10 protein-coding genes are annotated in these 12,463 nt (G+C 58.5%); 2 read left to right on the top strand and 8 right to left on the bottom strand.

Going from position 1 to position 12,463, the window contains the following annotated elements:
* The first annotated feature begins 9 nt into the window (after nucleotides 1-9).
* Entirely contained in the window at nucleotides 10-1,452 is a 1,443-nt protein-coding gene (gene selO / locus C3F35_RS01945; RefSeq protein ID WP_103793164.1) for a protein adenylyltransferase SelO, read from the top strand.
* Here the strand turns inward: selO and C3F35_RS01940 are convergent.
* The 8 genes from C3F35_RS01940 to ppsR form a co-directional block, all read right to left on the bottom strand.
* The gene (locus tag C3F35_RS01940) at nucleotides 1,449-2,228 is read right to left on the bottom strand and encodes a heme ABC transporter ATP-binding protein (protein ID WP_032617751.1); all 780 of its coding nucleotides are present in this window, start codon (nucleotides 2,226-2,228) and stop codon (nucleotides 1,449-1,451) included. The two genes, selO and C3F35_RS01940, sit on opposite strands and share 4 nt — an antisense overlap.
* Nucleotides 2,221-3,213: a FecCD family ABC transporter permease gene (locus tag C3F35_RS01935; protein ID WP_103793165.1), complete on the bottom strand. Its 993-nt coding sequence runs from the start codon at nucleotides 3,211-3,213 to the stop codon at nucleotides 2,221-2,223. The genes C3F35_RS01940 and C3F35_RS01935 overlap by 8 nt, the downstream gene beginning before the upstream one ends.
* On the bottom strand, nucleotides 3,213-4,034 hold the full coding sequence (locus C3F35_RS01930; RefSeq protein WP_103793166.1) for a heme/hemin ABC transporter substrate-binding protein: 822 nt from the start codon (nucleotides 4,032-4,034) through the stop codon (nucleotides 3,213-3,215). Before C3F35_RS01930 ends, C3F35_RS01935 begins: the two co-directional genes overlap by 1 nt.
* Entirely contained in the window at nucleotides 4,031-5,059 is a 1,029-nt protein-coding gene (locus tag C3F35_RS01925; RefSeq protein ID WP_103793167.1) for a hemin-degrading factor, read from the bottom strand. The genes C3F35_RS01930 and C3F35_RS01925 overlap by 4 nt, the downstream gene beginning before the upstream one ends.
* Nucleotides 5,060-5,107: 48 nt before the next feature.
* Nucleotides 5,108-7,093, bottom strand: a complete 1,986-nt coding sequence (locus C3F35_RS01920; protein WP_103793168.1) for a TonB-dependent hemoglobin/transferrin/lactoferrin family receptor — start codon at nucleotides 7,091-7,093, stop codon at nucleotides 5,108-5,110.
* A gap of 67 nt (nucleotides 7,094-7,160) precedes the next feature.
* On the bottom strand, nucleotides 7,161-7,397 hold the full coding sequence (hemP, locus tag C3F35_RS01915; protein ID WP_032617757.1) for a hemin uptake protein HemP: 237 nt from the start codon (nucleotides 7,395-7,397) through the stop codon (nucleotides 7,161-7,163).
* A 167-nt stretch (nucleotides 7,398-7,564) separates the two neighbouring features.
* Nucleotides 7,565-8,611: a 3-deoxy-7-phosphoheptulonate synthase AroH gene (gene aroH, locus C3F35_RS01910; RefSeq protein WP_032617827.1), complete on the bottom strand. Its 1,047-nt coding sequence runs from the start codon at nucleotides 8,609-8,611 to the stop codon at nucleotides 7,565-7,567.
* A gap of 154 nt (nucleotides 8,612-8,765) precedes the next feature.
* On the bottom strand, nucleotides 8,766-9,599 hold the full coding sequence (gene ppsR, locus C3F35_RS01905) for a posphoenolpyruvate synthetase regulatory kinase/phosphorylase PpsR (RefSeq protein ID WP_032617758.1): 834 nt from the start codon (nucleotides 9,597-9,599) through the stop codon (nucleotides 8,766-8,768).
* A 338-nt stretch (nucleotides 9,600-9,937) separates the two neighbouring features.
* Between ppsR and ppsA the strand changes: the two genes are divergently transcribed.
* Complete coding sequence (gene ppsA / locus C3F35_RS01900) at nucleotides 9,938-12,316, top strand: phosphoenolpyruvate synthase (RefSeq protein WP_059308144.1); 2,379 nt, start codon at nucleotides 9,938-9,940, stop codon at nucleotides 12,314-12,316.
* The last annotated feature ends 147 nt before the right edge of the window (nucleotides 12,317-12,463 follow it).

Genomic DNA, 12,463 nt, shown 5'->3' with positions numbered 1-12,463 from the left:
GGAGGACCTATGACCCTGTCTTTTACCGCGCACTGGCATGACGAATTACCCGGTTTTTATACGGCCCTGAAACCCACTCCCCTGAATAATGCCCGCCTGATCTGGCATAACACGGCGCTGGCCGCCGATCTGGCGATCCCCGAAACGCTGTTTACGCCTGAACAGGGCGCTGGCGTCTTTGGCGGCGAAACCCTGCTGCCAGGCATGCAGCCGTTGGCCCAGGTCTACAGCGGACATCAGTTCGGCGTATGGGCCGGACAGCTGGGGGACGGGCGAGGGATCTTGCTCGGCGAGCAGCAGCTTGCTAACGGACAAACGATGGACTGGCACCTGAAAGGGGCCGGGCTGACGCCTTACTCGCGTATGGGTGACGGGCGCGCCGTCCTGCGTTCAACCATTCGCGAAAGCCTGGCCTCAGAAGCGATGCACGCCCTTGGGATCCCCACCACCCGCGCGCTGTCGATAGTCACCAGCGATACGCCCGTGGCGCGTGAAACGATGGAACAGGGCGCGATGCTGATCCGCATTGCGCAAAGCCACGCCCGTTTCGGTCATTTTGAACACTTTTACTATCGCCGCGAGCCGGAGAAAGTTCGCCAGCTGGCGGATTTTGTCATTAACCATTACTGGCCGCAGTGGAAAGACGATGCCGATAAATACATCCTCTGGTTCCTGGATGTTGTGGCGCGTACCGCCTCGCTGATCGCCAGCTGGCAGACGGTGGGTTTTGCCCACGGCGTAATGAACACCGATAACATGTCGATTCTCGGCCTGACCATCGATTACGGCCCGTACGGTTTCCTCGACGACTACCAGCCAGGCTATATCTGTAACCACTCCGATTATCAGGGGCGCTACAGCTTTGATAACCAGCCTGCGGTAGGGCTGTGGAACCTGCAGCGGCTGGCGCAGTCCCTGTCGCCATTTATCGATGTCGATGCCCTCAACGACGCCCTGGATGGTTACCAGGAGGTGCTGCTACAGCAGTACGGCAAACTGATGCGCCGTAAGCTGGGGATGATGACCCAGGAGCAGGGGGATAATGAGATCCTCAATAACCTGTTTGCACTGATGGCACGGGAAGGCAGCGATTACACCCGCACCTTCCGTATGCTGGGGCAAACCGAGCAGCACAGTGCCGCCTCACCGCTGCGCGATGAGTTTATCGACCGTCAGGCCTTTGATGACTGGTTCGCAATCTACCGTACCCGCCTCCAGCGTGAAAACATCGCGGATGATGAGCGTCAGGCGCAGATGAGTGCCGTTAACCCAGCCATGGTGCTACGCAACTGGCTGGCGCAGCGGGCGATCGAGCAGGCTGAAAAAGGCGACTACGCCGAGCTTCACCGCTTACATGAAGCCCTGCGCACGCCGTTTGCCGACCGCAATGATGACTATATCAACCGTCCGCCCGACTGGGGTAAGCGGCTGGAAGTGAGTTGCTCAAGCTAAGGGGCAAGAAACACCTGGGGAGTGGAGTTGAGGGGATGCAGGCCAACGTGCACCTGCGCGCCGTACCAGCGCGTAAGGTCGTCAGCCTGCAGCACCGATGGCGGCGTTCCCTGGGAGACAATCCTGCCTTCATGTAAAAGCACGATCCGGTCGGCCCATAAGGCAGCCAGATTGAGATCGTGCAGCACCACGCAGACGTGTAGCTTCCCGTGAGCAGTCAACGCCTTCAGCAACCGCAGCAGATGCTGCTGGTGGTAGAGATCCAGCGCTGAGGTCGGCTCATCAAGAAACAGCCAGCCGCGCGGCCCGCCCTCGCACCACAGCTGCGCCAGCGAACGCGCCAACTGCACACGTTGTTGCTCTCCGCCCGACAGGGCCGCGTATCGACGACCGGCCAGAAGGTGACACCCGGTGAGCTGCATCACCTCGCTGACAATCCGCGCCTCAGGCTGCGGCGTCCAGGGGGCACGCCCCATCCCGATTACCGCTTCTACAGGCCAGTCAAATCCCAACTGGGTTTGCTGGCGCATCACCGCCCGCTGACGCGATAACGCCTGGGTGCTCCACTTCTCCAGGGCTTTACCGTCCAGCAGACAGCGCCCGGCAGCGGGCGTAAGAAAACCTGTTAACAGGCGCAGCAGAGTAGATTTCCCCGCCCCGTTGGGGCCGATCAGCGCCACCAGTTCCCCCTGCGCGAGCGACAGCGAAACGTCGCGAACCACCTCCCGGCCCGCCACGGAGTAAGACAAGCCTTCAGCGAGCAAGGGTTCAGCCATGCTGACCTCCACGACGGAAAATAAGCCACAGGAACCAGGGGGCACCGAGAATACTGGTCAGCAGTCCCACCGGCATCTCTGCTGGCGCGACTAACGTGCGTGCAGCCGTATCCGCCATCAGCAGCAGAAACGCCCCCGCCAGCACCGAGCCGGGGATCACTGCCCGGTGATCCGACCCCAGCCACATGCGCATCAGGTGCGGCACCACCAGGCCAATAAAGCCAATCACCCCGCTGACCGCCACCGCAGCCGCCACCAGCAGGGCGCTGCACAGAAGCAAAACACGCTGAACGAGGCGCACATCCACGCCCAGATAGTGAGCCTCTTCCTCGCCCAGCTGCAGCAGGTTGAGAGCCGCCGCCAGGCGCCAGATCACCAGCACCGTGGGGATCATTAGCGAGGTGACCGCCAGCAGAGTGGACCACTGCGCCTGGCCGAGGCTCCCCATGCCCCACAGTGAGAGTTGACGCAGCTGCGCGTCGTTACTGACCCAGGAGAGGACACCCACCGCCGCGCCGCACAGCGCGTTGATGGCGATCCCTACCAGCAGCAGGCGCGAGAGGGAGCTTTCCCGCTGCTGGCTGAGCAGGAAAATCACCACCGTGGCTGCCAGCGCACCGAGAAAGGCCGCCAGCATCGGGGCGTAAAGCATCAGCAGAGCGGGGAGGGTAACGGGTAACACCACCCACAGTGCGACGGCGCAGGCGGCACCGCTGCTGATCCCCAGCAAGCCGGGGTCTGCGAGCGGGTTGCGAAACAGCCCCTGCATTACGCAGCCCGCCAGCGCCAGCGAGCCGCCAATCACCAGCGCCAGCAGCACCCGCGGCAGACGAATGGTGAGCCAGATTTGGCGCAGCGCCTCGTCACCGCCGTTCCACAGCACGGTCATCGGCAGGCGCAACGCGCCAAAACCGGTGGCCAGCAACGTCATCAGCGCCAGCGTCATTGCCAGTCCCCACAGGGATAAGCTGACCCGACGAGGCATCAGGGCAGTTGCTCGGCTTTACTGCGCAACTGGCCAATGGCCTGCGGGGTACGCACGCTAAACCCGAGCAGCGCCATATCGTCAATCTGCAATACCTGTTTGTTCCGACCGGCAGGGGTTTGCGCCAGACCTGGCAGCTTCCAGAGATTCGCTTCCCCGCCCATAGCATTTACCTCGTCCTGTGAAATCACGACCAGATCGGGCTGGCTGGCGATCACCCCTTCCTGGGAGAGCGGCTGATAGCGGGAGAACCCCTGCATGGCGTTACGCAGCCCGGCCGCGCGGATCGCCGCATCGGCACCGGTATCCTGCCCGGCGGCCATAGCGGTCATCCCGCCGTGGTTGAGAATAAACAGCACGCGCTTATTGATGGGCGAGGCGGGCAGTGCCGCCAGCTCTTGCTGCAGGCGCTGGCGCAGCGCTTCCCCTTCGGCAACTCGGTGCGTCGCCTGCGCCACCACCCGCACTTTCTCGTCGATCACGCTCAGGGCATTGCTGCCCGGCACTGTTACCACATTCACCTTGCTCTGCCCGACCTGTTTTAGCGCCAGAGAAGGCTGTGCCTGCGCGCTGGCTAACACCAGCGTCGGACGCATCGCCAGGATCCCTTCGGCATTAAGCTGGCGCAAATAACCCACGTCCGGCAGGGCGGTAGCCTGCTTCGGCCACTGGCTGGTGCTGTCGCGTGCCACCAGCGCGTCTTCGGCACCCAGGGCGTAGACAATTTCCGTCACGTCGCCGCCAAGGGCGACGATCTTCTCCTGCGCAGCGCCAGAGGCGGCCAGCGGTAGGGCGAAAAACAGGGCGAGAAGGGTTCTCATGCGGCCAGCCCTTTTACCGTGAGAGCGTCAATCTGCGAACGCCACTGGCTCTGCTCTGGTTCACCTTCAGTGCGTTGGCCGTAAAGCTGCGCGATCTGCGTCCCGTCGGCGGCAAAGAGTTCGAGGCTGGTAACGTGGCCGTCGGTGGTAGGTTTACGCGTTACCCAACTTTCTGCGATGGTCTCCTCCAGCAGATGCAGGGTAAAAGCCGGGTTGAAAATGTTCAGCCAGCCTTTCATTGGCACCACTTTGTCCACGGTGCCGGTGAAGATCTGCACGCAGCCGCGGTTGCCAACGAAGATCATGATCTCGTTGCCCGCCTGGCGGGCGTCGTTCAGCAGCTGCGACAGCGCGCGGTTATCGACCTGGCAAGCGAGATCGTCACTCACCAGCCGGAACGCCTGCTGACGGGTCAGACTGTGGCGTTTCAGCAGGCCGAAGAACTGATGGACGTCGGTCATCGCGCGCCACTCGCTGTCCACCGTCGCGGCGTCGGCAGTTGTCACATTGGTTGTCGGATCGGCAGCTTTCAGCGCCAGCGGGGGATTGTCGGCAAAGATAAAGCGGGACAGCAGATCGCCCCAGGCGGACACGTCGGTGTTATCGGTGGTGTACACCTTCAGCAGCGCATCGCCCTGATAGTCGAAAAACTGAATGCTCTGACGCTCGCCGCGGGCGGTGGTCTCGGTGATATGAAACGCGCTGGCCCACTGACTAAGGAACAGACGCAGATCCAGCGCACGCGGGTTAAGCACCAGCCCGGCATGGCCATTCAGATGCTGGTTAGTAAACGCGCCTACCTGTTCATGAACCGCGTATTCGTTGCGGCAGATGCATTTGGTTTCGCCCACCGCTTCCAGCGCGCCGAGGATCTCGCGGATTTCGCCGTGCAGACGCCACGCATCATGCCCCACCCGCGCCCAGGTCAGTTCCGCTTCGCTGATGTTCATCAGAGCAGCGATGTCACGGGCGTATTTCCCGGGATGTTGTTCTTTTAGCTCAAGCCAGCGTGTGTAGTGATTCATTCTCTCTTCCTTTCGGATAAATGTCCTGGCAGCGCCAGGGCAGGGTCATTACCACTGATAACTCACGAAAATCTTGCCGTTGCGGCCATCCTGCGGGATGCCCTGCGGCGACCAGTATTCTTTGTCGAAGGCGTTGCCCAGCACCAGCGTGGTGGTCACGCCTTTCAGCGCCTGCTGGCCCTGATAGCTGACGTAAAAATCATTCACCGCGTAGCCGGGCTGGTGGCTGTAGCTGCTGCTCACGTGGGTGGAGCGATCGGCAAAGGTGCCGATCCAGCCAAGGCTAAAGCCACTCTGCGCCACCGGGATATCCAGCTTGCTGGAGACGGTGTCCGGGCTGATGCTGGAGATATACTCCCCGGTGTCGGTGTCTTTGCCACGGGTGCGGTTATAAGCGACATCCAGGGTGAACAGGCTGGCAGAGTATTTCGCCATCATGTCCCAGCCCCAGATTTTGGCGTTCGGCACGTTGTTCGACATGGTAGTGGCCGCGGCAAAATCGACGGTGGTGGAGATGTAATCTTTAGCGTTGGTATCAAAGTAGCTGGCTTTGAACTCCAGCGCATCATTAGCCAGCAGCAGATCGTCAAAGCGCAGACCAAACCCGTATTCCTGGGTTTCGTTGGTTTCCGGGCGCAGGTTCGGGTTCGGCACCCAGTAGTTGGTGTAGAAGCGGCCAATGGAGAAGTGTTTAGCGTCGTTATACATTTCGCCCATCGTCGGGGCGCGGAAGGCCTGAGCATAAGAGCCGAACAGCATCAGCCACTCTGTCGGGGAGATGGTGATCCCGGCACGGGATGACCATTTATCCGCATCCACATCCTCGTAGCCATCGCTGCTGCCGCGATAGTTATCGTAGCGGGTGCCGCCCAGCAGAGTGACGGGCAGATCGCGCAGGGTGATCTCATCCTGCAGCCAGCCGGAGCTGAAATCGATACGCGCATCCGTGAAGCCGGTGGTGGCACCGGACGGCTCCTGCTCCTGACGATAATACTCTCCGCCGTAAGTCAGCAGGTGCGAGGCGAAGGAGTCGGCGAACAGGCGGGTGCGGTTCTCGACTTTGCCGCCTTGGGTGGTCTGCTGGCGGAATTCGCCGGTGCCGTTGATATTCTGGGCATTGATACGCGCTTCAGACCAGTAGATGCGGGCATCGGCGTTTAGCCAGTCATTGCCCGCCGGAGCGATGTGATATCCCAGCTGCACGTCCCGCTGAATGGTGGAGCGGTCGGTCATCGGGTTGCTGCTGTCATCGGCCTCGATAGTTTGCGGGTTCTTCGGCTCCTGCGCCGCGTTGTTGTAATAGCGCAACGATCCGCTCAGGGACTGGGCCTGATCCATCTGCCAGCTGCCTTTAGCCAGCATGTTGTTGATCGATTCGTCATTCGGCGCGGTGCCGCCGCCGCCCTGACGGATATCTCCGCGATCCCGGCTCGACCAGGCCACAAGGCCATCGAGAGTATCAGTGCGGCCAAAGGCGCTGGCACCCATCCCCAGGCTGTGATCGCCGGTGGCGGCAGTGCCAAATACACGATAGCCGCTGGTTTGTCCGGCCTGGAGCAGGTCTTTCGCATCGGCAGTGTCATAGGCGATCACCCCGCCCATCGCGCCGCTGCCATACAGCAGGGCCGATGGCCCGCGCACGATCTCAATGCGCTTAATCAACGCCGGGTCGAGGAAGGTACTGTTCAGGTGACCGGTATCGGTGCCCTGACGCACGCCGTCAACCAGCACCAGCACGCCGCGACGATCGTAGCCGCGCAGATTGACGTCCTGGCCATTGGTACGACCGGTCCCGTCGAGCGTCAGACCGGGTACGTGGCGCAGCAGGTCGGTGGCAGAACTGGCGGTTTGATTTTCCGGGGCGCTGGCGTCAATGACGCTGACCATCATCGGGGCTTCGAAGGCGCTGCGGGCATTACCGGTGGCGGTAACGGTCATGTCGTCGGTGGCGGCGATAGCCGCTCCCGGCAGGGCACTGACGATCGCCAGCGCCAGCAGCGACGGGCGTAAAAACACGGTGTTCAGGTATGGCATGAGCCACTCTCCATTTAAAAGTGAAAAGCGCTGGCTGCCTGGGGAACCTGGGTGGCTGGCGGGGGGCTTATTTTGTGAGAATTAATTTTCCGGCATGTGTCTGACGCAGCAGGTAGTGCTGGCCGTCATGCTCGATAATGACGCGGCCCTCTTTGCCCAACAGTTGTTTGCTGTCGATGCGACGGTCGGTCGCGCCTGGTGCAGGCTGTGTTTTGTCTTCAGGACGAGTGAGCGTTGCAGCAGTGTTATCCATACGTGACATAGTGTTTTTCAAAATAGCAATCAATGTAACAATGATAATCATTATCAACAAATCGATTTTGACGGCAAGCGTTTTATGAAAAAACAGTGACGTGAGGGAGGTGCGGGGTGGCGCGGTCTGTAAAAAAGCCCGGTGGCGTTGCGCTTACCGGGCCGGTGAAGGGAGCTTGAGCAGGCCGGGCAAGACGCAACTGCTACCCGGCGCAGGCGTTAAAAACGGGAGTCCACCGCCGCAGCAAGTTTATCCAGCAGGACTTCGGTATCTTCCCAGCTCAGGCAGGGGTCGGTAATCGACTGACCGTAGGTGATAGGCTGACCGACCACCACTTTTTGCGTGCCTTCGCGCAGGAAGCTCTCGGCCATAATCCCGGCAATAGCGGTAGAGCCGTTGCGGATCTGCTGGCAAATCTCATCGCAAACGTCCAGCTGGCGGCGGTGCTGTTTCTGGCAGTTGCCGTGGCTGAAATCCACCACCAGTTGCTCGGGCAAGTCAAATTCACGCAGGGTATCGCAGGCTTCGGCCAGATCCTGGGCGTGATAATTTGGCTGTTTGCCGCCACGCATAATGATATGGCCGTATGGGTTGCCGCTGGTCTGATAGATGGTCATCTGACCGTTCTTATCCGGCGACAGGAACATATGGCTGGCGCGGGCTGCGCGGATGGCATCCACCGCAATGCGGGTATTGCCGTCGGTACCGTTTTTAAAGCCCACCGGGCAGGAGAGCGCCGAAGCCATTTCACGGTGGATCTGGCTTTCAGTGGTGCGGGCACCAATAGCCCCCCAGCTGATCAGATCGGCGATAAACTGTCCGGTCACCATATCGAGGAATTCGGTAGCAGTGGGAACGCCCAGCTCGTTAACCTGCAACAGCAGTTTGCGCGCCAGCTGAATACCGTGATTTACCCGGTAGCTGCCGTTCAGGTCGGGATCGGAGATCAGCCCTTTCCAGCCCACCACGGTACGCGGCTTCTCGAAGTAGGTGCGCATCACGATTTCCAGGCGGGCGTGGTGTTTATCCCGCAGCCCTTTCAGGCGCTGGGCATAGTCCATTGCGGCATCAAGGTCGTGAATAGAACAGGGGCCAACAATCACCAGCAGGCGGCGATCTTCACCGTTAAGGATTTTTTCAATACGTTTACGTGACGTTGTCACGTTTTCTGCCACTGCCGCAGAAACAGGGTACCGCTGGGCCAGTTCAGCTGGCGTGACCAGACTATCGATACGCGCTGTGCGGAGTTCATCGGTTTTATTCATGGTATTTCTCAGAATGTAGTGCTTCATCGGTAACTTACCGGGAAGTGATGGGCATCACCTTAAACCAATCCCCGCTGAATTCAAGTGCAGGGCACAAGCGGTGCCCTGTGATGGAGTGCGAGTATAAAGGATTATGGACTAATGTACTAGCCTGTTAGTACATGCGGCGATTGAGACCCATAATATCGAGGATTTTGGTGGCGATCTCTTCTACCGAATAGTTAGTGCTGTTCAGACACGGGATGTTGTTCTTACGGTACAAGGCTTCCACTTCAGCCACCTCCAGCCGGCACTGGCGCATCGAGGCGTAGCGGCTGTTCTCCCGGCGCTCTTCGCGGATCGCCGCCAGTCGTTCCGGGTTGATGGTCAGCCCAAACAGCTTATGCTGCAGGGGTTTGAGCGCCGCGGGAAGGACAAGGTTATCCATATCGTCGGCGATAAAGGGATAGTTTGCTGCGCGGATCCCGAACTGAAGGGCCAGGTAAAGGCTGGTGGGGGTTTTGCCGCAGCGCGAGACGCCGAGCAGGATGACCTGCGCCTGATCGAGGTTACGCATTGAGATGCCGTCATCGTGGGCGAGGGTATAATCAATGGCGGCGATTCGGGCGTCGTACTTGATAAGATTGGCCGGGTTCAGGCCGTGGGTGCGGTGCGCCACTGGTGTAGGGTCCAGCTTCAGCTCTTCCTGCAGTGGGGCCACCAGCGCCTGGACAATGTCCTGACAGAAGCCTTCGCTTTGCAGAATGATATTGCGAATTTCCGGGATCACAATCGAGTAGAACACCAGCGGACGCTCGCCGGTCTGCTGGAAAATGGCGTCGATTTGATCTTTAACCGCTCTGGCGCGGCTCTCGTTTTCCACGAACGGCAGCGTGATGCTGTTGATAGACACCGGGAATTGCGACATCACCGCATGGCCTAACACTTCGGCGGTGATGGCCGTACCATCGGAAATATAAAAAACGTGGCGATCGACAGCATTATCCATTTGGCACACTCTGTATATCAGATGTAATTGACTGAAAGCTTAAATTAAAAAAGTAAAATACAACAGTCAATGCCGCACCTAAAATAAAAATGAAACACTATTTTTATTTTTAATGAAAGGGGTGTTTCATTTTTCAAAATCACCCTAAAGTCTGATGTTTTTTGTGGGATTCTATAATAATCATCAGGTTAGGATTTAAGCGGGAACAGTCTGAAAAGCTAAAAAATAAAAGTGCTTACACGATTCACCGTTTTTTTAGCGCGGATAAATATGACAGTATAAATACGCAGTAAGGAGTTTCTTAAAACCCGTTCATATATCACAAAAGGATTGTTTCGATGTCCAACAATGGCTCGTCACCGCTGGTGCTTTGGTATAACCAACTCGGCATGAATGATGTAGACAGAGTTGGAGGCAAAAATGCCTCCCTGGGTGAAATGATTACGAATCTGTCCAGTATGGGTGTCTCCGTACCGAATGGATTTGCTACTACCGCCGATGCCTTTAACTATTTTCTGGATCAAAGCGGCGTAAACCAGCGCATTTACGAACTACTGGATAACACGGACATTGATGATGTCTCTGAGCTTGCCAAAGCCGGGACCCAAATCCGCCAGTGGATCATCGATACACCTTTCCAGCCTGAACTGGAAAAAGCCATTCACGACGCCTACAACCAGCTTTCTGCTGATGATGCTCAGGCCTCCTTTGCCGTGCGCTCATCTGCTACCGCAGAAGACATGCCGGACGCCTCGTTCGCCGGGCAGCAGGAGACCTTCCTCAACGTGCAGGGCTACGATGCCGTGCTGGTGGCGGTAAAGCATGTGTTTGCCTCCCTGTTTAACGATCGTGCGATCTCCTATCGCGTGCATCAGGGTTATGACCACCGCGGCGTTGCGCTGTCGGCTGGCGTGCAGCGCATGGTGCGTTCGGATCTGGCCTCGTCAGGCGTGATGTTCTCTATTGATACCGAATCGGGTTTCGATCAGGTGGTCTTTATCACTTCCGCCTGGGGTCTGGGCGAGATGGTGGTGCAGGGTGCTGTCAACCCGGACGAATTCTACGTTCACAAACCAACCCTGGCCGCGGATCGTCCGGCAATCGTGCGTCGCACCATGGGTTCGAAAAAAATCCGCATGATCTATGCGCCGACCCAGGAGCATGGCAAGCAGGTGCGGATTGAAGATGTGCCACAGGAGCAGTGTGACCGCTTCTCGCTGACCGATGCCGAAGTGCAGGAGCTGGCGAAGCAGGCGGTGCAGATTGAGAAGCACTATGGCCGTCCTATGGATATCGAGTGGGCCAAAGATGGCAACACCGGCAAACTGTTTATCGTCCAGGCGCGTCCTGAAACCGTGCGTTCCCGCGGTCAGGTAATGGAGCGTTATACGTTGCATGCGCAGGGCAACATCATCGCTGAAGGCCGTGCTATCGGTCACCGCATCGGCGCAGGTCCGGTGAAGGTGATCCACGACATCAGCGAAATGAACCGTATCCAGCCGGGCGACGTGCTGGTCACCGACATGACCGACCCGGACTGGGAACCGATCATGAAAAAGGCGGCGGCGATTGTCACCAACCGTGGCGGCCGTACCTGTCACGCGGCTATCATCGCTCGTGAGCTGGGCATCCCGGCCGTGGTCGGCTGCGGTGACGCCACCGAACGCATGAAGGACGATCAGAACGTTACCGTCTCCTGTGCCGAAGGCGATACCGGTTACGTCTATGCCGAGATCCTCGACTTTAGCGTGAAGAGCTCCAGCGTTGACACCATGCCGGATCTGCCGCTGAAGATCATGATGAACGTCGGTAACCCGGATCGTGCCTTTGACTTCGCCTGTCTGCCAAACGAAGGTGTGGGCCTGGCGCGTCTGGAGTTCATCATCAACCGTATGATCGGCGTTCACCCGCGTGCGCTGCTGGAATTCAACGACCAGGATCCGAAGCTGCAGAAAGAGATCCGCGAGATGATGAAGGGCTACGACTCGCCGAAAGAGTTCTACGTTGGCCGTCTGACCGAAGGGATCGCCACGCTGGGCGCAGCTTTCTACCCGAAACGCGTCATCGTGCGTCTCTCTGATTTCAAATCTAACGAATACGCTAACCTGGTGGGCGGCGAGCGTTACGAGCCGGAAGAAGAGAACCCGATGCTGGGCTTCCGTGGTGCCGGTCGTTACGTCTCCGACAGCTTCCGCGACTGCTTTGCGCTGGAGTGCGAGGCGGTAAAACGCGTGCGCAACGACATGGGGCTGACCAACGTCGAGATCATGGTGCCGTTCGTGCGTACCGTCGATCAGGCGAAAGCGGTTATTGACGAGCTGGCGCGTCAGGGGCTGAAGCGCGGCGAGAACGGCCTCAAAATCATTATGATGTGTGAGATCCCGTCCAACGCCCTGCTGGCAGAGCAGTTCCTGGAACACTTCGACGGCTTCTCTATCGGCTCCAACGATATGACGCAGCTGGCGCTGGGTCTGGATCGTGACTCCGGCGTGGTCTCTGCGCTGTTTGATGAGCGTAACGAGGCAGTCAAAGCGCTGCTGTCGATGGCCATCCGTGCCGCGAAGAAACAGGGCAAGTACGTCGGCATCTGTGGTCAGGGGCCGTCCGACCATGAAGACTTTGCTGCCTGGCTGATGGAAGAAGGGATTGATAGCCTGTCCCTGAACCCGGACACCGTAGTGCAAACCTGGCTGAGCCTGGCGGAACTGAACAAGTAACGTCACGCTTCTGCAATACAAAAAGGCGAGGACTTAGGTTCTCGCCTTTTTATTTTTCCCCGTTTGCTCAAACTAAAGAGACTGGAATGCGGCTGCTTTGTTTTTTAGATACAAGGTAAGATATTGATTATTAGAAATTAAAATTTT

Origin of the sequence: Leclercia sp. LSNIH3 (assembly GCF_002935105.1) — a bacterium.
In the GTDB taxonomy this organism is placed as follows: Bacteria; Pseudomonadota; Gammaproteobacteria; order Enterobacterales; family Enterobacteriaceae; genus Enterobacter; species Enterobacter adecarboxylatus.
Note: the sequence above shows the minus strand (reverse complement) of the source record. Positions and strands in the feature narration are given on the sequence as shown.

Excerpts from the sequence above, each read along its gene's own strand:
- C3F35_RS01925 (WP_103793167.1), bottom strand. The coding sequence starts at position 5,059 with ATGAATCACTACACACGCTGGCTTGAGCTAAAAGAACAACATCCCGGG.
- C3F35_RS01935 (WP_103793165.1), bottom strand. The coding sequence starts at position 3,213 with ATGCCTCGTCGGGTCAGCTTATCCCTGTGGGGACTGGCAATGACGCTG.
- C3F35_RS01920 (WP_103793168.1), bottom strand. The coding sequence starts at position 7,093 with ATGCCATACCTGAACACCGTGTTTTTACGCCCGTCGCTGCTGGCGCTG.
- ppsR (WP_032617758.1), bottom strand. The coding sequence starts at position 9,599 with ATGGATAATGCTGTCGATCGCCACGTTTTTTATATTTCCGATGGTACG.
- selO (WP_103793164.1), top strand. The coding sequence starts at position 10 with ATGACCCTGTCTTTTACCGCGCACTGGCATGACGAATTACCCGGTTTT.
- aroH (WP_032617827.1), bottom strand. The coding sequence starts at position 8,611 with ATGAATAAAACCGATGAACTCCGCACAGCGCGTATCGATAGTCTGGTC.
- C3F35_RS01940 (WP_032617751.1), bottom strand. The coding sequence starts at position 2,228 with ATGGCTGAACCCTTGCTCGCTGAAGGCTTGTCTTACTCCGTGGCGGGC.
- C3F35_RS01930 (WP_103793166.1), bottom strand. The coding sequence starts at position 4,034 with ATGAGAACCCTTCTCGCCCTGTTTTTCGCCCTACCGCTGGCCGCCTCT.
- hemP (WP_032617757.1), bottom strand. The coding sequence starts at position 7,397 with ATGATTATCATTGTTACATTGATTGCTATTTTGAAAAACACTATGTCA.
- ppsA (WP_059308144.1), top strand. The coding sequence starts at position 9,938 with ATGTCCAACAATGGCTCGTCACCGCTGGTGCTTTGGTATAACCAACTC.